The sequence below is a fragment of the Caballeronia sp. LZ008 genome (assembly GCF_031451435.1).
GTDB lineage: Bacteria > Pseudomonadota > Gammaproteobacteria > Burkholderiales > Burkholderiaceae > Caballeronia > Caballeronia zhejiangensis.
The window spans coordinates 726,999-747,625 of the sequence record NZ_JARUXK010000004.1; the positions used below are offsets into that span (position 1 = coordinate 726,999).

The 20,627-nt window shown below is 64.8% G+C and carries 22 protein-coding genes; 9 read left to right on the forward strand and 13 right to left on the reverse strand.

The window, feature by feature from the left end; all coding sequences use genetic code 11:
• Positions 1-10 precede the first annotated feature (10 nt).
• Genes QCE49_RS28240 through rhaS form a run of 4 tightly spaced genes read left to right on the forward strand, consistent with a single transcriptional unit; the run spans position 11 to position 4,628 of the window.
• On the forward strand, positions 11-1,525 hold the full coding sequence (locus QCE49_RS28240; RefSeq protein ID WP_250440551.1) for a sugar ABC transporter ATP-binding protein: 1,515 nt from the start codon (positions 11-13) through the stop codon (positions 1,523-1,525).
• Positions 1,525-2,565, forward strand: a complete 1,041-nt coding sequence (locus QCE49_RS28245; protein ID WP_175979565.1) for an ABC transporter permease — start codon at positions 1,525-1,527, stop codon at positions 2,563-2,565. The genes QCE49_RS28240 and QCE49_RS28245 overlap by 1 nt, the downstream gene beginning before the upstream one ends.
• The gene (locus tag QCE49_RS28250; RefSeq protein WP_250456707.1) at positions 2,558-3,562 is read left to right on the forward strand and encodes an ABC transporter permease; all 1,005 of its coding nucleotides are present in this window, start codon (positions 2,558-2,560) and stop codon (positions 3,560-3,562) included. The genes QCE49_RS28245 and QCE49_RS28250 overlap by 8 nt, the downstream gene beginning before the upstream one ends.
• A 52-nt stretch (positions 3,563-3,614) precedes the next feature.
• Entirely contained in the window at positions 3,615-4,628 is a 1,014-nt protein-coding gene (rhaS, locus tag QCE49_RS28255) for a rhamnose ABC transporter substrate-binding protein (protein WP_008353534.1), read from the forward strand.
• Between the two features lie 180 nt (positions 4,629-4,808).
• On the opposite strand, the gene QCE49_RS28260 is transcribed toward rhaS, so the two are convergent.
• From QCE49_RS28260 to QCE49_RS28290, 7 genes are all read right to left on the reverse strand, one after another.
• Positions 4,809-5,414: a copper-binding protein gene (locus QCE49_RS28260; RefSeq protein WP_008353527.1), complete on the reverse strand. Its 606-nt coding sequence runs from the start codon at positions 5,412-5,414 to the stop codon at positions 4,809-4,811.
• A gap of 49 nt (positions 5,415-5,463) precedes the next feature.
• Positions 5,464-5,868 carry a helix-turn-helix domain-containing protein gene (locus QCE49_RS28265; RefSeq protein WP_008353526.1) on the reverse strand — a complete coding sequence of 135 codons (405 nt, stop codon included), beginning with the start codon at positions 5,866-5,868 and terminating at the stop codon, positions 5,464-5,466.
• A gap of 463 nt (positions 5,869-6,331) precedes the next feature.
• Complete coding sequence (locus QCE49_RS28270; RefSeq protein ID WP_008353524.1) at positions 6,332-6,664, reverse strand: H-NS family nucleoid-associated regulatory protein; 333 nt, start codon at positions 6,662-6,664, stop codon at positions 6,332-6,334.
• 364 nt (positions 6,665-7,028) lie between these two features.
• Positions 7,029-7,274, reverse strand: coding sequence for a hypothetical protein (locus tag QCE49_RS28275; RefSeq protein WP_008353523.1), 246 nt, complete (start codon positions 7,272-7,274; stop codon positions 7,029-7,031).
• Positions 7,275-7,515: 241 nt separating this feature from the next.
• Positions 7,516-8,511, reverse strand: a complete 996-nt coding sequence (locus QCE49_RS28280; RefSeq protein ID WP_008353522.1) for an LLM class flavin-dependent oxidoreductase — start codon at positions 8,509-8,511, stop codon at positions 7,516-7,518.
• 123 nt (positions 8,512-8,634) lie between these two features.
• Positions 8,635-9,447: a phosphate/phosphite/phosphonate ABC transporter substrate-binding protein gene (locus QCE49_RS28285; RefSeq protein WP_250456708.1), complete on the reverse strand. Its 813-nt coding sequence runs from the start codon at positions 9,445-9,447 to the stop codon at positions 8,635-8,637.
• Between the two features lie 25 nt (positions 9,448-9,472).
• On the reverse strand, positions 9,473-10,477 hold the full coding sequence (locus QCE49_RS28290) for a fatty acid desaturase (RefSeq protein WP_250456709.1): 1,005 nt from the start codon (positions 10,475-10,477) through the stop codon (positions 9,473-9,475).
• Positions 10,478-10,642: 165 nt separating this feature from the next.
• Here QCE49_RS28290 and QCE49_RS28295 point away from each other — a divergent pair, with 165 nt between their 5' ends.
• Complete coding sequence (locus QCE49_RS28295; RefSeq protein WP_250456710.1) at positions 10,643-11,710, forward strand: HoxN/HupN/NixA family nickel/cobalt transporter; 1,068 nt, start codon at positions 10,643-10,645, stop codon at positions 11,708-11,710.
• A gap of 82 nt (positions 11,711-11,792) precedes the next feature.
• Complete coding sequence (locus tag QCE49_RS28300) at positions 11,793-12,650, forward strand: formate/nitrite transporter family protein (RefSeq protein ID WP_008353518.1); 858 nt, start codon at positions 11,793-11,795, stop codon at positions 12,648-12,650.
• A gap of 7 nt (positions 12,651-12,657) precedes the next feature.
• Here the strand turns inward: QCE49_RS28300 and QCE49_RS28305 are convergent, their stop codons facing one another.
• From QCE49_RS28305 to QCE49_RS28330, 6 genes are all read right to left on the reverse strand, one after another.
• Positions 12,658-12,990, reverse strand: a complete 333-nt coding sequence (locus QCE49_RS28305) for a hypothetical protein (RefSeq protein WP_008353516.1) — start codon at positions 12,988-12,990, stop codon at positions 12,658-12,660.
• A gap of 189 nt (positions 12,991-13,179) precedes the next feature.
• Entirely contained in the window at positions 13,180-13,485 is a 306-nt protein-coding gene (locus tag QCE49_RS28310) for a hypothetical protein (protein ID WP_008353512.1), read from the reverse strand.
• A 273-nt stretch (positions 13,486-13,758) separates the two neighbouring features.
• Positions 13,759-14,049, reverse strand: a complete 291-nt coding sequence (locus tag QCE49_RS28315) for a hypothetical protein (RefSeq protein ID WP_034471787.1) — start codon at positions 14,047-14,049, stop codon at positions 13,759-13,761.
• Positions 14,050-14,061: 12 nt separating this feature from the next.
• Entirely contained in the window at positions 14,062-14,427 is a 366-nt protein-coding gene (locus tag QCE49_RS28320) for a hypothetical protein (protein WP_008353509.1), read from the reverse strand.
• Positions 14,428-14,531: 104 nt separating this feature from the next.
• Positions 14,532-16,235: a penicillin-binding protein 2 gene (locus QCE49_RS28325; protein WP_008353508.1), complete on the reverse strand. Its 1,704-nt coding sequence runs from the start codon at positions 16,233-16,235 to the stop codon at positions 14,532-14,534.
• 13 nt (positions 16,236-16,248) lie between these two features.
• On the reverse strand, positions 16,249-17,091 hold the full coding sequence (locus QCE49_RS28330; protein WP_008353507.1) for an arylamine N-acetyltransferase: 843 nt from the start codon (positions 17,089-17,091) through the stop codon (positions 16,249-16,251).
• A gap of 208 nt (positions 17,092-17,299) precedes the next feature.
• Here QCE49_RS28330 and zwf point away from each other — a divergent pair, with 208 nt between their 5' ends.
• Genes zwf through QCE49_RS28345 form a run of 3 tightly spaced genes read left to right on the forward strand, consistent with a single transcriptional unit; the run spans position 17,300 to position 20,596 of the window.
• Complete coding sequence (gene zwf / locus QCE49_RS28335; RefSeq protein WP_008353506.1) at positions 17,300-18,856, forward strand: glucose-6-phosphate dehydrogenase; 1,557 nt, start codon at positions 17,300-17,302, stop codon at positions 18,854-18,856.
• Between the two features lie 40 nt (positions 18,857-18,896).
• Positions 18,897-19,718: an ROK family protein gene (locus QCE49_RS28340; RefSeq protein ID WP_372492552.1), complete on the forward strand. Its 822-nt coding sequence runs from the start codon at positions 18,897-18,899 to the stop codon at positions 19,716-19,718.
• Positions 19,718-20,596 carry an HAD family hydrolase gene (locus QCE49_RS28345; protein WP_250435698.1) on the forward strand — a complete coding sequence of 293 codons (879 nt, stop codon included), beginning with the start codon at positions 19,718-19,720 and terminating at the stop codon, positions 20,594-20,596. Before QCE49_RS28340 ends, QCE49_RS28345 begins: the two co-directional genes overlap by 1 nt.
• Positions 20,597-20,627 lie beyond the last annotated feature (31 nt).

Genomic DNA, 20,627 nt, shown 5'->3' on the forward strand with positions numbered 1-20,627 from the left:
GGAAAACGACATGACGACGCCACGTCTTGAACTGAGACACGCCAGCAAATCGTTCGGCCGCGTGCGCGCGCTCGGCGACGGCAGCCTGCAACTCTTTCCCGGCGAAGTGCACGCGCTGCTCGGCGAAAACGGCGCGGGCAAATCGACGCTCGTGAAGTTGCTCGCGGGCGTCTATCAGCCGGATGCGGGTGAGTTGCTCGTCGAAGGCGAGGCGCGCCGCTTCGCGAATCCGGCGCAAGCGCGCGATGCGGGCATCGCCGTGATCTATCAGGAGCCGACGCTTTTCGCCGATCTTTCCATCGCCGAGAACATTTACATGGGCCGCCAGCCGCGCGATCGCTTCGGGCGCATTCGCTACGACGAGATGCATCGCGAAGTCGATGCGTTGCTCGCGTCGCTCGGCGTGAATCTGCGCGCGCAACGGCTCGTGCGCGGATTGTCGATCGCGGATCAGCAAGTCGTGGAAATCGCGAAGGCGCTGTCGCTCGACGCGAACGTGCTCATCATGGACGAGCCGACGGCCGCGCTTTCGCTGCCCGAAGTCGAGCGGCTCTTCGCGATCGTGCGTGCGTTGCGCGAGCGCGATGCCGCGATTCTCTTCATCACGCATCGTCTCGATGAAGTGTTCGCGCTGACGCAGCGCATGACGATCATGCGCGACGGCATGAAGGTCCACGACGCGCTCACCGAGAACATGAACATCGATGCGATCGTGAGCAAAATGGTCGGCCGCGATCTCGACACGTTCTATCCGAAAGCCGATGTCGCGCCCGGCGACGTGCGTCTTTCGGTGCGCAATCTCACGCGCGAAGGCGTGTTCAAGAACGTGTCCTTCGATGTGCGCGCGGGCGAGATCGTCGCGCTCGCGGGACTCGTCGGCGCGGGACGAAGCGAAGTGGCGCGCGCGATCTTCGGCATCGATCCGGTCGATGGCGGCGAGGTGAAGATCGCCGGCAAGAAGCTCGCGCTCGGGCATCCGGCGGCGGCGGTGCGCGCCGGGCTCGCGCTGGTGCCGGAAGATCGTCGCGCGCAAGGGCTCGCGCTGGAGTTGAGCATCGCGCGCAACGCATCGCTGACGGTGCTCGGCCGATTGATGCGCCACGGGCTCATCACGGCGAGAAGCGAATCGACGCTCGCCGCCGACTGGGGCAAGCGCCTGCGTCTGAAGGCCAGCGATCTCGATGCGCCCGTCGGCACGCTGTCGGGCGGCAATCAGCAGAAGGTCGTGCTCGGCAAATGGCTCGCGACGAATCCGAAGGTGCTCGTCATCGACGAACCGACGCGTGGCATCGACGTGGGCGCGAAAGCGGAGGTGTATCGCACGCTCGCCGAACTCGTCAGAGAAGGCATGGCCGTGCTGATGATTTCCAGCGAGCTGCCCGAAGTGCTCGGCATGGCCGATCGCGTGCTCGTGATGCACGAAGGCCGCATCAGCGCCGATATCGCGCGCGCCGAGGCGAACGAAGAACGCGTAATGAGCGCTGCGCTGGGCGCATCGCCTGCCGTTTTGGGGCACGCAGCATGATGACTCGACATACATCTTCACTCCCCGCGATGCACGCCGCCGATACGAAGCGCGAAAGCCTCGCGGTCACGATCGCGAAGAGCCGCGAGCTGACGCTCTTCATCGTGCTGCTCGTGCTGATCGGCGCGACCGGCGCGGTGAAGCCCGATTTCCTGAACCTGCAGAACCTGCGCGACGTGCTGCTCAACGTGTCGATCATCGGCCTGCTGACGGCGGGCATGACGATCGTGATGCTGATGCGGCATATCGATCTGTCGGTGGCGTCGGTCGTCGGCGTGAGCGCGTATGGCGTCGGCAGCCTCTTCGTCATGTTCCCGCACATGCCGGTGATCGTGGCGATGTTCGCGGGAATCGGCATCGGCTTCGTGATCGGCGCGGTGAACGGCGCGCTCGTCACGTTCGGGCGCGTGCCGTCGCTCGTCGCGACGCTCTCGACGCTCTATATCGTGCGCGGCGCGGATTACGCGTGGGTCCACGGCGGCCAGATCAACGCGACGAGCCTGCCCGACGCATTCGCGTCCATCGCGACGGGCTCGCTTATCGGCGTGCCGAATCTCGTGCTGATCGCGCTCGTCGTGCTGATCGCGCTGTCGGTGTATCTGAAGCAGTATCGCGGCGGGCGCGAGCATTATGCGATCGGCTCGAATCCAGAGGCCGCGCGTCTTGCGGGCATACGCGTGGATCGCCGCGTGATGATCGGCTTCCTGCTTTCCGGCGCGATCGCGGGGCTCGCGGGCGTGCTGTGGCTCGCGCGTTTCGGCACCGTCGATGCCAGCACGGCGAAGGGCATCGAACTGCAAGTCGTCGCCGCGGCGGTCGTGGGCAGCGTCGCGATCACGGGTGGCGTCGGGACCATCGCCGGCGCGACGCTCGGTGCGCTCGTGCTCGGTGTCATCAACATCGCACTGGTGGTGCTGCGCGTGTCGCCGTTCTGGCAGCAGGCGATTCAAGGCGCGCTGATCGTCGCGGCGATCGCGCTCGATACCTTGCTCGCGCGTTCCGTCGCGCGCCGCATGATGAGGAAACGCGATCATGGCTAAACCCGATTCCGCTCTGTCCACGACGAAACGCCGCCCTCTGCAATGGGAAGCGATGCTCGCGATCGTGCTCGTCGTATCGCTCGTCGCCGGGCGCGTGCTGTCGCCGTTGTTCCTGTCGACGGCGAACATCTCGAACATGCTCGCCGACTTCACCGAGATCGCATTGATCGCGCTGCCGATGACGCTCGTCATCGTCGCGGCGGAGATCGATTTGTCGGTGGCGTCGGTGCTCGGCGCATCGAGCGCGCTGATGGGTGTGCTGTGGCACATGGGCTTGCCGATGCCGCTCGTGATCGTCCTCGTGCTCGCGTTCGGCACGCTTGCTGGCCTGCTCAACGGCCTCGTGATCGTGCGCTTCAGTCTGCCATCGCTCGCGGTGACGATCGGCACGCTCGCGCTTTTTCGCGGCCTTGCGTACGTGCTGCTCGGCGATCAGGCGATCGCGGATTTTCCCGCGTCGTACACGGCGTTCGGCATCGATACGGTCGGCGACACCTTCCTGCCGATGCCGCTCGTCCTCGTCATTGCAGGCGCGATCATCTTCACGGTCTTGCTGCAAGCGACGCCTTTCGGCCGCAGCCTCTTCGCGATCGGCGCGAATCCGACGGCCGCGCAATTTTCCGGCATCGATGTGGCGAAGACGAAGCTGAAGCTCTTCATGATGTCGGGCGCGATGGCGGCGCTCGCGGGCATCGTCTACACGCTGCGCTTCACGAGCGCGCGCGGCGACAACGGCGAAGGCTTCGAGCTCTCGGTGATCGCGGCGGTGCTGTTCGGCGGCGTGAGCATCTTCGGCGGACGCGGCTCGATGATCGGCGTGCTGCTGTCGCTCGTCATCATCGGCGTGCTGCGCAATGCGCTGACACTCGCGGACGTATCGAGCGAAACGCTCACCATCGTGACGGGCGCGCTGCTGCTTTCGTCGGTGCTGATCCCGAATCTCGTCGCGCGCTGGCGGGCCGCGCGCGAGAAGCGTCTGATGGCGCAGGCGCTTTGAACGTCGTAATCAACCAGCGCAGCCAATGCGCAATGACAGGAGACATGCCAACATGAATAAACCTCATCGATTTCTGCGCGGGCCGGCGCTGGCGGCGGCCTTTCTCGCGGCGACCGTGGCGCTTTCGGCAAGCGCCGCCGATATCAAGAGCGGCCTGAAGATCGCTTTCCTGCCGAAGCAGATCAACAACCCGTACGAAGTGATCGCCGACGACGGCGGCATGGCCGCGATCAAGGAGCTCAAGGGCGATGGCAAGGTCGTGGGTCCGTCGGATGCGGGCGCGTCGTCGCAGGTGAGCTACATCAACACGCTCATCACGCAGCGGCAGAACGCGATCGTGATCGCGGCGAACGATGCCAACGCGGTCGTGCCGTATCTCAAGAAGGCGATGTCGCAAGGGATCAAGGTCGTGACCTTCGACTCGGACACGGCGCCCGATGGCCGGCAGATCTTCGTCAATCAGGCCGATTCGGAAGCGATCGGACGCGGACAGATCCAGTTGCTGTCGAAGCTGATCGGCGGCGAGGGCGAATTCGCGATTCTCTCGGCGACGCCCAATGCGACGAATCAGAACACCTGGATCAAGTGGATGCAGGAGGAACTGAAGAAGCCCGAATATTCGAAGATGAAGCTCGTGAAGATCGCGTACGGCAACGACGACGATCAGAAGTCCTTCGTCGAGACGCAGGGCTTGTTGCAGGCTTATCCGAACCTGAAGGGTATCGTCGCGCCGACATCGGTCGGGATCGCGGCGGCGGCGCGTTATATCTCCAGTTCGCCGGCGAAGGGCAAGGTCGTCGTGACGGGCCTCGGCACGCCGAATCAGATGCGCGCGTTCGTGAAGAACGGCACGGTCAAGGCGTTCCAGTTGTGGGATCCGGGTCAACTGGGTTATCTCGCGGCGTTCGCGGCGGCCAATCTCGCATCGGGGACGATCACCGGCAAGGAAGGCGATTCGTTCGAGGCGGGCAAGCTGGGCAAGCGCACGGTCGGCAAGAGCGGGGAAGTGATTCTCGGCCCGCCGACGACCTTCGATGCCGCGAATATCGACAACTTCAATTTCTGACGCGAAGGGCGCGCTTCGAGCCTGAGAGGATGACGAAACGCCCTGCGGGGCGTTTCGTTTTTCAGCGGCTGCCGCGTTGTCGATGCACGAGGAAAAAGTCTTTGCGATCAAAGCGTTGAGGCGATGCTCCCACGGCTATCCACAAGGCTCTCCACAAAAACTGTGGACAACCGCACACATTCATTTGATCCCCTGGCCGCCGCGCATCACCTGCACGGCGGTCGCCGATTCGAACCGCGCGTGCACCATATCCCCGGATTTCAACCCGGCGAGCGGCACATCCGGCGCGGCTTGCAGCGTCACCGTCTTGTTCGGCCCGCGCAGCGTGATGCGCCGGTTCTTCGCATCGACGCGCTCGATCGTCCCGATCACCTCGACGACGCGCGCCTCCGCCGCCACGCCCCCCGACGCGGGAATCAACGCGTCCGTGTCGATGCGCTCGCGGATGCCGTTCGACTTCACCTTCGTCGCGCTCACGAGCACCGCGCTGCGATATTCGATGTTCACGATATCGCCGAGCTGAAGTTTCTTCACATCGCCGACTTCGGGATTCACCGCCACTTCGACGACGCGCCCGCCCGGACCCTGCAGCGACACGCTGTTCGTCGTCGGATCGATGCCGACCACGCGCGCCTGCACCTGCGCGATGGCCGCCGCGCCGCGCGTCGTCGGGGCGGACGCGGCATCGTCGGCGGATGCGCTTCCGATCGCGCCGAGAGCGAGCGCCACGCAGGCGGCGAGAATCCTGACCGAACGATGCGAAGCTTGAGATGACGAGCGGAACATGCCGTGCCTCCTTATGTTCGTGTTGCTTCAGTCAACTTGCGGAACGCGCTCAGCGGCGCGACTTCGACAGCAAATGTCCGAGCCCGAGGTTCGTCGCGATCTGCCAGATATAGACGCGCGAGTAACGCACGCCGTAGCGCCGCTCGATCAGTTCGCGCAGACGCGCATTGGTCCACGTATCGCTCTCGAAACCGTGCGCGCGCGCGGGCCCACGCAGCGCGGCGGCGATCCAGTCGAGCGCCTCGCGATCCAGCACCGAGGCGCGCCCGCCGACGCCCATCTTGCCGAGCGCGTCGAGGCCGCCTTCGTCGACGATCGCCTTGTAACGCCGCACCGTTTGCAAGGAAAGATGCAGCGCCTCGGCCACCGCCTCGACCGACGCGCCACCGAGCAGCATGCGTCCGGCCGTCATGCGCCGCACGACGCTCGGCAGTGTGTCGGGACGGGAGAGCATGGCGCGCGCCGCTCGATCGTTAGGATTACTTCGGTTGACCGGGACGTCAGGCGCCACTGTGCGAACCCGAGCCGGTGCCTCGCGCGCGTTCCTGTGTCGGTCGATGCCGGCGAGCGGCGGGTGCAACGTTGCGGCGTCCGTATGCGTTCATGCGTGCCCCCTGGTCGAATGGAGACGGCGGGACTTGATCGGGCGTGCTTGACGTCAGGCCGATGCGTGGCTCGAATAGGAGCCGACTTACAGAGAAGTATCAATAAACGTTTTCAGGCTCGATGGGCAACCATCGGCGAAAATTTTTTGGGCTTGATAAATCCCTGTGAATTGCCTATGAACGCTGCCTATGAGCAGCGAAAACGCGACCGGCGAGCGCGCTGGGCGCAATGTACCGGGTCTGCGTTTCAAAGGACGCGCGCGAACCGCCGCGAGCGAGGCGCGGCCTGCCTCGGCAATGTGCCGACGACGCTCAAACGCGATAAAACTCGATGTCCTGCCCGGCGTGCACCGCACGCTTGAGCCACTCGGGCATATCGCCGATGCCGTCCCACGTATCGCCGCTCGCGTTTCGGAATATCGGCGCCCCGGCATCCGACGAATGCGGTATCAGGGGCAATTGCGGCATCGGCCGCTTTGCCTTGGGTGCGCCATGAGTTCCGTTGGTCTTGGTGAAGGAGGGCGGCGGCGGATTCTCCGCCGGCGCTTCGGCCAATGCTTCGGCCAACGCTCTTTCCGAAATGCCGAACTCAGCCATTCGGCTGCGCAAATACGCAATGATGCTGTCTCGCTTTCTTTCGTCCACGGCTTTCCTGATTCAGCTTTTTGATTTTCAGAGGACGAACCGAAACCCCGCGCGGACCGGGGCGGTTCGATGACTTGAATATATGTGTTTTATGAAGCGTGACGCAGTGCATGGCACGCGTCAATTAGTGTATTACCGCACGCCTATTAATTCGCGCGATGACTTTGCCTTTAATGTGTGCATTGCCACCAATGCGAACGTTCGCCCGCCCGAGCATCGCCGTGACGGACGCGCGAACGGGAAGCGCGCGGAACGTCACGTGGGGAGCCACGAACCGATGGCGAAGCCGCTCCGCCAATTCCGCATGGCGGCCGAAACCTCGCTAACTCTATTGTATGCTGCCGATGGCAACTATTAAAACGTTTTAACGACTGTGTTGTTCCCCAGGTAATTCGGCACCGTGCGCGCGAATGGCGGCAATCAGCTCCGCGGGCGTAATTTCATAACGCACTTCGCGGTGAATGCCGGGTTTGCGCTCATCGATTTCGATCAGCAGTACGGCTTTGCCGTCCGCTGCCGGTTCGAGGCGCAGCGAACGCACTTCCTGTCCGCTGGCATCGTCGTATTCCGTCAGGAGCGTCATGGCGCCAGTAGCGGCGCTTCTCGGCATCGACATTCTTCCTCCCGTCTTGCGACGTCGTTGTTGTTGTGTCGCCGCGCCGAACACCGGCATGCACGAATATCGGGCGCGCCATGCGGAGTTTCAACTTGGCAAGTGAAGCGGACGCGAAGGATGGCGCGGCCCGCGCCGTCCTCCGGTATCTCATTATTGCCTGTCAAAAGCGCGCGCGTAAAGCGGGAGACCCGTCGAAGCCTTGCGACCCCTAATTTTCTCTGCTCAGGCCGATGTTTCAGGCGCTCGCGCCGATCGCGTCGCGCGCCTGGCTCGTGAGCTCGAACGAGCGCAGACGCGCCTTGTGATCGAAGATCTGCGCGGTGACGATCAGCTCGTCGGCCTGCGTCTGATCGATGACCGAGCGCAGCCCGGCTTCGACATCGGCGGGCGCGCCGACGACCGAACACGCGAGCGAATGCTCGACGCCCGCGCGCTCGGCGTCGCTCCACGCGATCGACTCGACCGGCGGCGGCAATTGTCCGGGCGTGCCGCGCCGCAGATTGATGAACTGCTGCTGCAGCGACGTGAAGTGAAAGCGTGCTTCATCGGCGGTATCGGCGGCGAACACGTTCACGCCGACCATCGCGTAGGGCTTTTGCAGCGTCGCGGAAGGGCGGAATTGCTTGCGATAGACCTCGAGCGCGGTCAGCAGATAATCCGGCGCGAAATGCGACGCGAACGCGAACGGCAGCCCGAGCGCGGCCGCGAGTTGCGCCGAGAACAGCGACGAGCCGAGCAGCCAGATCGGCACGTTCAGGCCGGCGCCGGGCACCGCGCGCACGCGCTGGCCTTCGACCGGATCGGCGAAGTAGCGCTGCAATTCGACGACGTCATCGGGAAACGATTCGGCGCTGCCGTGCAGGTCGCGGCGCAGCGCTCGCGCCGTGGTCTGGTCGGTGCCGGGTGCGCGTCCGAGTCCGAGATCGATGCGTCCCGGAAACAGCGAAGCCAGCGTGCCGAACTGCTCGGCGATCACGAGCGGCGCGTGATTCGGCAGCATGATGCCGCCCGAGCCGACGCGAATCGTCTTCGTGCCCGCCGCGATATGGCCGATCACGACGGCGGTCGCCGCGCTGGCGATGCCCGTCATGTTGTGGTGCTCGGCGAGCCAGTAGCGCAGATAACCCCAGCGCTCGGCGTGCTGGGCGAGATCGAGCGAATGGGCGAAGGCGTCGGCCGGCGTCGAGCCGAGCGGAACCGGGGAAAGGTCGAGTAGCGAGAAGGGGATCATTGCGGCTTTCCGAAAGCGTGACGGATCGCGATGCATCCGGCATCGCGCTGGTTTCACGCGCTGAAAAGACCGATTGTGCCGAAAGTCCGCGGAATCTGCCGGAATGCACCGTGGGGCGAAGTGTCAGGCGAGGCGAGGATAGCCGCGCTCGATGGCCTCGCGCTCGTAGTCGAGAATGGCCGCGTAGTCCGTCTGTGTGCGTCTGACGATGCCTTTGAGCCTCAGCCGTGCGGCGAGCGCGGGGTCGTCCGCGAGTGCACCGGCGAGGGCGTCGAGGATTGCGTCGATGGAATCCGGCGGCACGCGCAGCGACGCGATGAACGGCAGCGCGCTCGCGCTGGCGGTCACGTCGAGCACGCGCGCGCCCGCCGTCAATTCGGGCAGATGCGCCTGCGCGAACGCGAACGTGACGCAGTCGATCGCGGCGATGTCAGCGCGCGCTTCGGCGATTGCGGCGAGCGACGCGAGATGCGCGCCGGTTTTCGTCACCGACGCGAAAAAGCGCCCGTCGTGCGCGTAAGGAGCGACGGCGTGTCGGAAAAGGTTCATGCCGCTGTTGGAATCGTCGTCGTTGTAGGCTGCGCGCAGGTTCCGGCAGTCTTCGACCGATTGCGCGCCGACACGCGCCCCGACGACGATCACGCTGCGATAAGCGCCGGTTTCGCAGCCGGGCGCGTTGAAATCGGGCGCGCCTACGACTTGCACGCGATTCGCGAGCGCATGCACGAGCGGATAGCCGCAGGTTTGCGACAACAACACGTCGTCGCGCAGCCAGAACGCGGTGAGATCCGCACCGGGATCGACGATCTCGAGCCTATCGCCGCGTGCGCGTAGCCAGTCCGCGAGATGCTCGCGGACACGTTCGAGCAGCGTGCGCCAATCCGCGGCGAGCGCGGGCGCGACGTTGTACATCGGCAGGGCGGCGATCCAGTGCATGACGCGAATCGTACCGTGGGAGGCGTCAGCTCGCGAGACGCGCGGGTTCGCGGCGCGCGTCGCGGCGTCGATCGGCAGATGCGTCCGGCGCGGCGAACGGATGCACCGGTTCAGCAGCCTGCGCGAACGCGTGACGGCTCGCCCATTCGCCGTATCCGCGCACGACGAAACCGCCGTTGCTCGCGCGATAGGCATCGCGCCGCCGCGCATAGATCCGCCCGAGCGCGAACCACGGCACGCCCGGCAGATCGTGATGCACGGCGTGAAAGTTATTGTTGAGAAAGAGCAGTCGCCACGGCCACGCAGCCTCGTTGACGACCGTGCGTTCGCTTGGGCTCTCCGCCGCGCGATGCTCCTGAAACGAGCGAATCGACGCCAGCGCGAGCGACGCATAGCCGACACCGAACACGAAGGCGCGCCACGGAATGCCGCATCGCGTGTCGAGCCAGCTCGCGAGCAGCACGAGCGACGCGAGATGCACGATCCAGCTCGCGCCGATTTTCCAGCGCCGCTCGACGACGGCCTGCGCCGCCTCGCGCCACGATGCCGCGATCGAGAACCACGGCCCGATGAGCATCCGGCCCGCGAAGGTATTGCGCGCGGCGAGCGCGGCGCGCAGGACGGGACCCGCGCTCGCCCACTGTTCGGGCGTCACGTAATAGCTCTCGGGATCGCGTCCCGGCTCGGTCAGATGCGCGTCGTCGTGATGCCGCAGATGCGACTCGCGATACACCTCATACGGAAACCATACCGCGAGCGGGGCGATGCCGATGAGCATGTTGACGAGCGGCCAGCGCGTCGGATGACCGTGCATCAGCTCGTGCTGCAGGGACATATACCAGCACGACAGCACCGCGAGCAGCGCGACGGCCGGAACCAGCCCGATCGCGCGCGCGTTGAGCGCGACGCCGAACCATCCGCCGTAGATCGCGACGGCGACCGCCCACGTCGGCCATTCGCTGCGCCAGCGCCAGGTTTCGCGCTGGCGTTGGAGTTCCTGGCGTTGGGCGTCGTCGAGATAGCGGGGCATGGCGGACGTCGAAAATGGCGAAGGGCCATGGTAGCGGCGCGTCGCACGCCTCCCAACCAAGGAATCCGGCTAAGGATTTCGCATTCGACGCAATATGCATCCGATTTTTGACCATGCATCGGCGCACGTTATGCTTTGTCCCTTCATCCTCGCAAGCGCGCGCATATGTCCGAACCGATCGAGCCCGCTTCCGCGCCGCATCAGGCGCATCGCAACCTGCCGCGCAAATCCGCGCGGCTCATCGGCGGGCTGATCGCGTTCAACGTGCTCGCATGGCTCTGGGCGTTGGTCGCGTTCCGTCACTATCCGCTGCTGCTCGGCACGTCGTTGCTCGCGTATTCGCTCGGGCTGCGCCATGCGGTCGATGCCGACCATATCGCCGCCATCGACAACGTCACGCGCAAGCTGATGCACGAAGGCAAGCGGCCGCACTTCGCCGGCTTCTTCTTTTCGCTCGGACATTCGACGATCGTCATCGCCGCCACCGCGCTCATCGCCGCGACGGCGATGGCCGTGCACGGCCGGTTCGCCGAGTACCGCGAGATCGGCGGAATCATCGGCACGTCGGTGTCGTCGCTCTTTTTGTTCGCGATCGCGGCGATGAACCTGTTCGTGCTGCGCGGCGTATGGCGCGCGTTCCGTCGCGTGCGGCGCGGCGAAACCTGCCGCGACGACGACATAGACATGCTCACGGTCGGCGGCGGTCCGCTTGCGCGCATCGCCCGTCCGCTTTTCAGGCTGATCGGCAAGAGCTGGCACATGTATCCGCTCGGCTTTCTGTTCGGCCTCGGCTTCGACACGGCGACCGAAATCGGGCTGATGGGCATGGCGGCGGCCGAAGCGGCGCGCGGCATGCCGGTGTGGTCGATTCTCGTGTTCCCGATGCTGTTCACGGCGGGCATGTCGCTCATCGACACCGCCGACAGCCTGCTGATGACCGGCGCCTACGGCTGGGCCTTCATGAAGCCGATCCGCAAGCTCTACTACAACCTCACCGTGACGCTCGTCTCGGTGCTGATTGCCGTGCTGATCGGCGGCATCGAGGCGCTCGGGCTGATCGCGGACCGGCTGCGGCTGAAGGGCGGACTGTGGGACGTGGCAGCGTCGCTCTCCGAGCACTTCGGGATGCTCGGCTACGGCATCGTCGCGCTGTTCGCGGCGTGCTGGATCGTCTCCGCGCTCATCTACAAGTGGCGCGGTTACGAATCGCTCGACGGCGGCGTCGCCAGATAATCAACGGGCATTCTTCCTGCTTCGTGGATGCGCCAGCCGCTCATCCACATTTCGCATCGAGCGGCGTTCAGGGAGAAAGAACATGAACGACCCGCAAGCGGGGGCCGACTCGCCGCATCTCGACAGCGCCGAGCAGGAGCAAGCCGCCGAGCATTCCGCACCGCATCCGCTCGTCATCCACGAGATCGTGCGCGAGGAAGGCGAAGTCGCGATGGAGCGCACCTTCGCCGCGCTGATGTGGTCGGCGCTCGCCGCCGGCCTGTCGATGGGATTCTCCTTTCTCGTCCAGTCGATTCTCGAAAGCGCGCTGCCGGAGGCCCGCTGGACGGGACTCGTATCGAGCTTCGGCTACACGATCGGCTTCGTCTTCGTGATCCTCGGACGTCAGCAGCTCTTCACCGAAAGCACGCTGACGGCGGTGCTGCCGGTCCTTACGCGGCGCGATTTGTCGACGTTGTTCAAGGCGCTGCGCCTTTGGGCGATCGTGCTTTTCTTCAACCTGGTCGGGACGACGATCTTCGCCGCGATCCTGCAGATTCGCGGCGTCTTTTCGCCGGAAGTGAGCGAGGCGCTCGCCAAGGTCGCGATGACGCCGCTTTCCGCGGATTTCGGCGTGACCGTCGTTCGCGGCGTGTTTTCCGGCTGGTTGATCGCGCTGATGGTATGGCTGCTGCCGAGCGCGCGCTCGGGGCGGCTCCTCACGATCCTGCTCGTGACCTACACCGTCGCTGTGAGCAAGCTCACGCACGTCATCGCCGGATCGGTCGAAGCGGCCTACGCGGTGATGATCGGCGCGGCGGACATCTCCGACTACTTCTTCGTGTTCCTCGTGCCGACGTTCATCGGCAATGTGATTGGCGGCGTGTCGCTCGTCGCGATCGTCAATCACGCGGCGATCGCGCCAGAGATCACGAGCGCGCCGCAGCGGCATCGCGACTAAGCGCGCATCATTTGTTGTTGCCCGCGCCCGTGCCGTAAAGGCCGTTGTTGAAGCCGGTGCTGCCCTCGGCCTTGTGCTTCTTGTCGGCGGTCGCGGCGCGGCCCTGCGCGGCATCCTTCGATTGCGGTTTCTGCGATTCGACCAGCGGCGAGCCCGATGGATTCGCGCGCGAGCTCGAATCCGACTGACGGCTTTCCTGTCGCTCCGAGCCGCCGCCGTTCGTGATCTGCGCGACGCCGACCGTGCTGAACGTCGCGATGAGACTGGCGACGATCGCGTTCGCGAGCATCGGCGAGGGCCGGCGCGATGCGCCCGCGCGGTCGTGAAAGAAAGTGGACATGGCGATTCCCGGCATGATCGAAAGACTAGCTTTCGAGCATGAACGGTGCCTGACGCGGCAAAGCGGCGCGTTGAAACGCGCGTGCCGTGAATCGTCGGAAGTTCAAAGGACCGTTGCACGCCCGCTTCGTCGCGAGACGCGGGCGCGAACGAGGGATTCGCGCCGCAGCGCGAGCGGCGAAAGCGGTTCTTAGGCCGCTTTCGCCCAAAGCCTGTTGGTCGATCTTTTACGGCTGCCGGAGCCGTCGCGCGGACCGCTGTCGACTGTGTCGAGCGCGACGCGCAACGCTTCGATGCGTTGCTTCTGCGCCGGCACGAGCGCGTAACCCTTGACCACGGCGGCGAGCCGCTCCCGCCAGTATTCGACGTTGAGCGTGCCGGAAGACTGCTTGTGCATCGTGCGAAGTTGCGCGAGTGCGCGCTCGATGTGCTGAAGCTCGACGTCAGCCAACGCCGAGGGCAAGAGACTGCCCTTGGTCTCGTTTTTCTTCTTCATTATTTGGTCTTCCTCTCGGCCATACGACGGCTTGTCCCGACATCGGACACGCGCGCCGTTGAGGCACCCCGTTCACCCGCGCATATTTTTGTGGCTAAGCGGGTGGCCCTTGCTCTTTTCTTCGGATGACCGATCGTTGCCTGTCTCGGCGATTTCGATCGTTAACAAAAATGTACGCAACGCGGACCTGATGGCTCCGTCTGTCATCGCACATTGGTGTGAGAGCAACGCGGGGATTTCGATGTTGCGTCGCGCAAGGGCGACGCAGGCCGATCATTCGTCGTTCGCGGACGGCGTTTTTGCCGTGCGTTTGCCGCTGCGGCCGATCTGTTCTTCCATCGCGAGATCGAGCTTGCTGGCCTTGCGCGGCTTGGCCGGATCGCGGGCGTTGACGAACGCGACGAAGTCGTCCATCGGCATCGGCTCGGAGATTTTCTTCGTGCCTTCGGGCGCGCGCTCGGCGAGATAGAAGTAGCCGCCCGGCATCGAGATGGCCGCGTAATTCGCGTTGCCGCTGCGCGTCTTGAGCCGTTCGACGGCGCTGATGGCTTTGGTCGAGCGCATGGTCCTGTCTGCTTATTTCTGAGGTTCGTCGTGAGCGGTGGCGTCCGCCGGCGCGCATTTCTTGCCCGCGCCTTCGATCCACATGTTCGACGGATGACGCTGCCCCGGATAGTACCGGTACGTGGTCTCGCCGTTGTCGTAGCGGACCTTGATGACGTTGGAATCGCCGAATTCCAGCATCACGCCTTGCGGGATGGACGTCTGCTTGTATTGGGCGTCGTGCTTTTTCGCTTCGGCGGCGATGCATTGCACGATGCCGTTCACCTTGTTTTCCGTCGACGATTTCTCGACTTCGGGTTGTCCTGCATCTTCGTTATGAAACTGGGCGCAGGCGGCGAAAAGCACAGGCAACGCGAGCGCCGCGGCGAGTTTTTTCATGGTCTTTCCCGTTTGATCTTCTGGTGCCGAACACGACATTAGAGCACAAGCCCTTGACAGTCAGGTCACGCTGCAGCAAGGCCCGCGCCCGCGTGCGCCGCGCTTCATGCGTCGGGCGGCACGCCGAGCAGCGGCAGTGTCGCGCCGACGATGCCCGAGAACACCGGCCCCGCGACCGTTCCGCCGTAATAGGTGCCCCCCGTGGGCTCGTCGATCATCACGGCGACGATCACGCGCGGATCGCTCATCGGCGCGATGCCGACGAACGACGCGCGGTACTTGTTCGCCGCATACGAGCGTCCGACCTGCTTGCGCGCCGTGCCCGTCTTGCCGCCGACGCGATAGCCTTCCACCGCCGCCGCGCGGCCCGTGCCGTGGTCGCCGGTCGCGTTTTCGAGCATGTTGCGCACGGCCTTCGCGGTCGCGGGCTTCGTCACCTGCACGGCGTCGCGGCGCGTTTCGCCGTGAATCAGCGTGGCGGGATAAAAGCGTCCGTCGCCGGCGTACGCCGTGTAGATCTGCGCGATCTGCACGAGCGACAGCGATAAACCGTAGCCATACGCCATCGTCGCCTGTTCGATCGGCTTCCAGCGCTCGGGCGCGCGCAGGCGGCCGGTCGCGGCGCCCGGAAACGTCAGCTCGGGCGCGCGGCCGATGCCGTATTCGCGGTACTTGTCCCAGATCGTCTGCGCGGGAATCTGCAGCGCGAGCTTCGTGAGCGCGACGTTGCTCGACATCTGCACCGCCTCGGACACGGTGATGACGCCGTGATTCGACGTGTCGTGAATCACGTTCGGGCCGAGCTTGAACGTGCCCGGCGATGTGTCGATGCGCGTTTCGGGCCGCACGCGGCCGAGATCGATCGATAGCGCGGCGACGAGCGGCTTGATCGTCGAGCCGGGCTCGAAGGTGTCCGTGAGCGCGCGGTTGCGCAACTGCTCGCCGGTGAGGCGCGAGCGATCGTTCGGATCGAAGCTCGGATAGTTGGCGAGCGCGAGCACTTCGCCGTTCTTCGCATCCAGCACGACGACGCTGCCCGCGCGCGCCTTGTGCTTCGCGATCGCCGCCTTGAGTTGCGAATGCGCGAGTTGCTGGATGCGCCGGTCGATCGTCAACTGAATGGTTTCGCCGTTCTGCGGCATGGCCGGCTCGCCGATCTGCGAGACCACGCGCCCGAGCCGGTCGCGGATCACTTCGCGCTGGCCGGCCGCGCCCGTCAGACGCGCGTCGGCGGCCAGCTCGACGCCTTCCTGCCCGTGATCCTCGTTATTCGTGAAGCCGACGACGTGCGCCGCCGATTCGCCTTCGGGATAGAAGCGCTTGGTGTCCGGCACGAGCGTGATGCCCGCGCGCCCGATCGTCGCGATGCGCTCGGCGGTTTCCGCTTCCACCTGACGTTTGAGCAGGACGAACGCGCGAGTCCCGTCGATGCGGCGCTGCAGATCCTTCGGCGGCATGTCGAGCAGGCGCGCGATCTCGCCACCGTGATCGCCGTCGAAGAGCTTGGGCGTCGCCCAGACTTCGTAGGTCGCGAGGCTGACGGCGAGCATCGCGCCATTGCGATCGACGATGCGTCCGCGCGTCGCCGAGAGCGCCAGCGTGCGCTGATAGCGCTTCTGGCCTTCGCCGATATAGAACTTGTGGTCGATGACCTGGACCCACAGCGCGCGTCCGGCTAGCGTCAAAAACGCCGCCGTCACCCCGATGACGACGAGCCGCGAGCGCCAAGCCGGCAGCCGGTTTGCGAGCACCGCGCTGCGGTGATGCGTCTGGAAATCGCTGCCGCCGCGCGTCTTCTTCTTGAACATCGTGGTCTTCTGATTAAGCTTGGTTGGGCAGACGGGCGAGGGCGGCGTCGAGTTCGGCGCCATCCGGCAGACGAATGCCGAGTTCGCCTTCGAGCACGCGGCGCAGACTGGCCGTGCCGTCGAGTTCGCGATGATCGCTGCCTTCGCGTTCGTCGTGGATCGAGAAACGCCGGTTGAACAGGGCGAGGCGCTTGCCCGGCGCGAGACGCGCGGCGAGCAGGTTGTGCAGGAAGATCGACTGCGGATACATCGACACGAAATGATTGGCCATCTCGTAGTCGGCGTCATACTGCGGATCGAGGTCGAAGCGATAGACGTTCGTCCACGCGCCGTTCACGAGCGCCTGCAGGACGTAGCCGGGCGCTTCGCCGGCCCCTTCGAGGCGGAAAGCGCCGTGCGGCGTGATCTGTTCGAGGCCCGTCTGGAGCGCGAGCGGCGCGGAAAGCGTCATGCCGCCGAAGCCGACGTCGGCGAGGAACGCGCCTTCGTCGAGATCGACGAGCAGCAGCATATGCGTGCGCGCAGGCATGTCAGACAGCTCGCGGCCCCACAGGACGCGTCCTGCGAAGCTGCGCACGCGAAAACCGAGCGTCTGAAGTACGCTGCGAAACAGCAGGTTGTGCTCGTAGCAGTAGCCGCCGCGCCGTCCGGCGACGAGCTTGCGCTGGATCGATTCGAGATCGAGCCGGATCGGGCGGCCGATCAGCACGTCGAGATTTTCGAAGGGAATGGCCTGAGGATGCAGCAGATGCAGCGCGCGCAGTGTGTCGAGCGTCGGTGCGGGCCGCACGGATTCCGCGTACCCGATGCGCTCGAAGTAGGCGGCGAGGTCGATGGAAGTGTCGTGTGCGTTCATATGGAGTTCAGGCTTCGTCAAGCTTCGATGTCGCAATGTCCGCGAGTGCTGTCGTCAGGCGCGCATATTTTACGACACGAAAGGTTAAAAATTACAAAATGCATACGTTATTCGTCGCGCGAGCTTGCAACGCGTCGTTCGAATGAACTGTGCCGCATCGATGCAGGTCTTTCCAGGTTCAAGCGCAACTGACAAGGGGCGATACGCCATGCCGAAAGAATCGAACGAAGCGAATCAATCGAAGGAAAACAACCCGGCCAGCGCGACGTGCGCCGGCAAGCATCCCGCGCCGCCATGCACGCTCGTGATTTTCGGAGCGGGCGGCGATCTCACCAAGCGCTTGCTGATGCCGTCGCTCTACAACCTGTCCGCCGACAAGCTGCTCGACGACGGCATGGAGATCATCGGCGTGAATCACGGCGAGCGCGAGACGTCCGAATGGCGCGACGAGCTCACGCAATCGCTGCGCACGTTCGCCGCCGACAAGGCCGCGACGTTTCACACGTCGCAGTTGAACGAGGACGCGTGGAACTGGGTCGTCGGGCGGCTCGAATATTTCCCCGGTGAATTCGAAGAGGACGAAACCTTTGCCCGGCTCAAGGCGCGGCTCGCGCAGGCGAAGTCGGACAACGTCGTGTTCTATCTCGCGGTGGGCGCGCGGTTCTTTCAGCCGATCATCGAGCATCTCGGCGCGGCGGGCATGCTCGAAGAGAAGGACGGCAATTTCAGACGGCTTGTCATCGAGAAGCCGTTCGGCAGCGATCTGGCGTCGGCGCAGGAACTGAACCGCTGCATCCTCAAGTATGCGGACGAGTCGCAGGTGTACCGCATAGACCATTTTCTCGGCAAGGACACGGTGCAGAGCATTCTCGCCGTGCGCTTCGCCAACGCGATGTTCGAACCGATCTGGCGGCGCGAGTACATCGACAACGTGCAGATCACGGCGGCGGAGACGATCGGCGTGGAAGGGCGCGGCAAGTTCTACGAGCAGACGGGCGCGTTTCGCGACATGCTGCCGAACCATCTGTTCCAGTTGCTCGGCATGGTCGCGATGGAGCCGCCGAATTCCTTCGATGCCGAATCCGTGCGCGACAGAAAAGCCGAAGTCTTCGATGCGATCCGTCCGCTCACCGCCGACGACGTCGTGCTCGGCCAGTACGAAGCTGGACCCGCCGGGCCGGGCTACAAGGAAGAACCGGGCGTGGCCAAAGATAGCCGGACCGAAACCTACGCGGCGGCGCGCGTGTACGTGGAGAACTGGCGCTGGGCCGGCGTGCCGTTTTATCTGCGCACGGGCAAGCGGCTCACCGAGCGTCGCACGGAGATCGCGGTGCAACTGAAGGCGGTGCCGTTTTTGCTGTTTCGCGATACGCCCGTCGATGCGCTGACGCCGAATGTGTTCACGCTGCGCATCGATCCGGCGCACGGCACGAGCTTCGATTTCAACGTGAAAGTGCCGGGACCGGTAATGCAGATCGGCAAGGTGCGTTCGAGGTTCGACTATGCCGACTTCTTCGCGGAGCGCGCGAACGTCGGCTATGAGACGCTGCTCTACGACTGCATGCTCGGCGACGCGACGCTCTTTCAGCGCGCGGACAGCATCGAGACGGCTTGGGCGGCGGTGGATCGCGTGCTGCATCCGGACAGTCCGCTGCCCGTGCGCGGTTACGCGGCGGGCAGCGCGGGGCCGGCCGAAGCGGACAAGCTGCTTGCCGACGACGGCCGCGCGTGGCGACCGCTGACCGACGCGCACAAGAAGAACTGAACTCATCTCATCGCAACGCAAACTCAAAAGGACAACGAGCGTGAGCACAGAATCAAGAGCCAAGCAGAAGACCCACGTCACGGCGGACAAACTCGCGATCAAGGCGGAACGCATTCTCGCGATCGATATCGGCGGGACCGGGTTGAAGGCGGCCATCATCTCGGAGGACGGCGAGATGAAGAGCGACCGCGTGCGCGTGGCGACGCCGCATCCGGCGAAGCCCGACGTGGTCGTGGAGACGCTCATCGAACTGATCGCGCCGATCGTCGCCGAGCCGCCGACGCACATTTCCATCGGCTTTCCGGGCGTCGTGCGCGATAACGTCGTGCTGACCGCGCCGAATCTCGGCACGCCCGCCTGGCGCGGCGTGCCGCTCGCGCAACTGATCGCCGAGCGCCTCGGCAACGTGCCCGCGCGCATGATCAACGACGCCGAGATGCAAGGGCTCGCGGCGATCGAAGGGCGCGGCATCGAAATGGTGCTGACGCTCGGTACGGGCGCGGGCACCGCGCTCTTTCGCGACGGCGAACTGATGCCGCATCTGGAGCTCGCGCATCATCCGGTCGCGAAGGACAAGACTTACGACGAGTACATCGGCAACGCGGCGCGCGAGAAGGCGGGCAAGAAGCGCTGGAGCCGGCGCGTGGAGAAGATCATCGGCATCCTGGCGACGCTGACGAACTACGACAAGCTGTGGATCGGCGGCGGCAACGCGGCGCATATCAAGTTCAAGCTGCCGGATAACGTCGCGGTCGTGTCGAATGCGGCGGGCATCGAAGGCGGCGCGCGGCTGTGGCATCCGCGCTCGGTGCGCGAGACGCGCCAGTTGCCGCATTTCAATCAGCGTGAAGGGGCGCACTGATGAACGCCAACAGCAAATACGGACTTCACAGCGTGAACGGCGACGCCGATGCGGCGTTCGCCGCGCTCGCCAAAGCGGAACTCGTCGTCACCGATTGCGACGGCACGCTGCTCTATACCGACAAGGCATTGGGCCAACCGGCGATTGACGCCGTGCGTCGCCTGAAGGAAGCGGGCGTGCGCTTTACCGTGGCGAGCAGCCGGCCGGGCAAGGGCATGAGGCATATCGTTGAGGCGCTCGACGTCGACATGCCTTACGCGTCGTACAACGGCGGCAGTCTCGTCAGGCCGGGCACGTGGGATTTGCTGTCGTCGCACAAGCTGCCGCGCGATGTCGTGCAGACATCGCTCGAAGCGCTCGCGTCGGCGAACGTCGACGCGTGGGTGTTCATCGACGACGCCTGGTATCTGACGAATCCCGAAGGCACCTACGTGCCGCTCGAAACGCGCACGGTCGGCTACGAAGGCGTGCTCGTCACGCGTTTCGACGATGTCGATCTCGGCGAGGTCGACAAGATCGTCGGCTCGACCGCCGATACGGCGCTGCTCGCGCGCGTCGAAAGCAGCGTGCAAAAGCAACTGGAAGGCCGCGGACACGCCGCGCGCTCGCAGACCTATTACCTCGATATCACGAGCCTGGAAGCGAACAAGGGCACCGCGGTGCGAGAACTGGCGCAACTCGCGAACGTGCCGCTCGAACGCGTGGCCGTGCTCGGCGACATGGGCAACGATGTGGCGATGTTCGAGATCGCGGGCGTATCGATCGCGATGGGGCAGGCATCCGACAGCGTGCAGCGTCGCGCGAGCCTGGTCTCGAAGAGCAACGACGAGGACGGCTTCGCGGTCGGCATCGACGCGCTCTTGGCGGCGCGCGGCTGAAGGAAGAAGGGACATCGACGCGCTGCGCAGC

Excerpts from the sequence above, each read along its gene's own strand:
- QCE49_RS28240 (WP_250440551.1), top strand. The coding sequence starts at position 11 with ATGACGACGCCACGTCTTGAACTGAGACACGCCAGCAAATCGTTCGGC.
- QCE49_RS28245 (WP_175979565.1), top strand. The coding sequence starts at position 1,525 with ATGACTCGACATACATCTTCACTCCCCGCGATGCACGCCGCCGATACG.
- QCE49_RS28250 (WP_250456707.1), top strand. The coding sequence starts at position 2,558 with ATGGCTAAACCCGATTCCGCTCTGTCCACGACGAAACGCCGCCCTCTG.
- rhaS (WP_008353534.1), top strand. The coding sequence starts at position 3,615 with ATGAATAAACCTCATCGATTTCTGCGCGGGCCGGCGCTGGCGGCGGCC.
- QCE49_RS28260 (WP_008353527.1), bottom strand. The coding sequence starts at position 5,414 with ATGTTCCGCTCGTCATCTCAAGCTTCGCATCGTTCGGTCAGGATTCTC.
- QCE49_RS28265 (WP_008353526.1), bottom strand. The coding sequence starts at position 5,868 with ATGCTCTCCCGTCCCGACACACTGCCGAGCGTCGTGCGGCGCATGACG.
- QCE49_RS28275 (WP_008353523.1), bottom strand. The coding sequence starts at position 7,274 with ATGCCGAGAAGCGCCGCTACTGGCGCCATGACGCTCCTGACGGAATAC.
- QCE49_RS28280 (WP_008353522.1), bottom strand. The coding sequence starts at position 8,511 with ATGATCCCCTTCTCGCTACTCGACCTTTCCCCGGTTCCGCTCGGCTCG.
- QCE49_RS28285 (WP_250456708.1), bottom strand. The coding sequence starts at position 9,447 with ATGCACTGGATCGCCGCCCTGCCGATGTACAACGTCGCGCCCGCGCTC.
- QCE49_RS28290 (WP_250456709.1), bottom strand. The coding sequence starts at position 10,477 with ATGCCCCGCTATCTCGACGACGCCCAACGCCAGGAACTCCAACGCCAG.
- QCE49_RS28295 (WP_250456710.1), top strand. The coding sequence starts at position 10,643 with ATGTCCGAACCGATCGAGCCCGCTTCCGCGCCGCATCAGGCGCATCGC.
- QCE49_RS28300 (WP_008353518.1), top strand. The coding sequence starts at position 11,793 with ATGAACGACCCGCAAGCGGGGGCCGACTCGCCGCATCTCGACAGCGCC.
- QCE49_RS28305 (WP_008353516.1), bottom strand. The coding sequence starts at position 12,990 with ATGTCCACTTTCTTTCACGACCGCGCGGGCGCATCGCGCCGGCCCTCG.
- QCE49_RS28310 (WP_008353512.1), bottom strand. The coding sequence starts at position 13,485 with ATGAAGAAGAAAAACGAGACCAAGGGCAGTCTCTTGCCCTCGGCGTTG.
- QCE49_RS28315 (WP_034471787.1), bottom strand. The coding sequence starts at position 14,049 with ATGCGCTCGACCAAAGCCATCAGCGCCGTCGAACGGCTCAAGACGCGC.
- QCE49_RS28320 (WP_008353509.1), bottom strand. The coding sequence starts at position 14,427 with ATGAAAAAACTCGCCGCGGCGCTCGCGTTGCCTGTGCTTTTCGCCGCC.
- QCE49_RS28325 (WP_008353508.1), bottom strand. The coding sequence starts at position 16,235 with ATGTTCAAGAAGAAGACGCGCGGCGGCAGCGATTTCCAGACGCATCAC.
- QCE49_RS28330 (WP_008353507.1), bottom strand. The coding sequence starts at position 17,091 with ATGAACGCACACGACACTTCCATCGACCTCGCCGCCTACTTCGAGCGC.
- zwf (WP_008353506.1), top strand. The coding sequence starts at position 17,300 with ATGCCGAAAGAATCGAACGAAGCGAATCAATCGAAGGAAAACAACCCG.
- QCE49_RS28345 (WP_250435698.1), top strand. The coding sequence starts at position 19,718 with ATGAACGCCAACAGCAAATACGGACTTCACAGCGTGAACGGCGACGCC.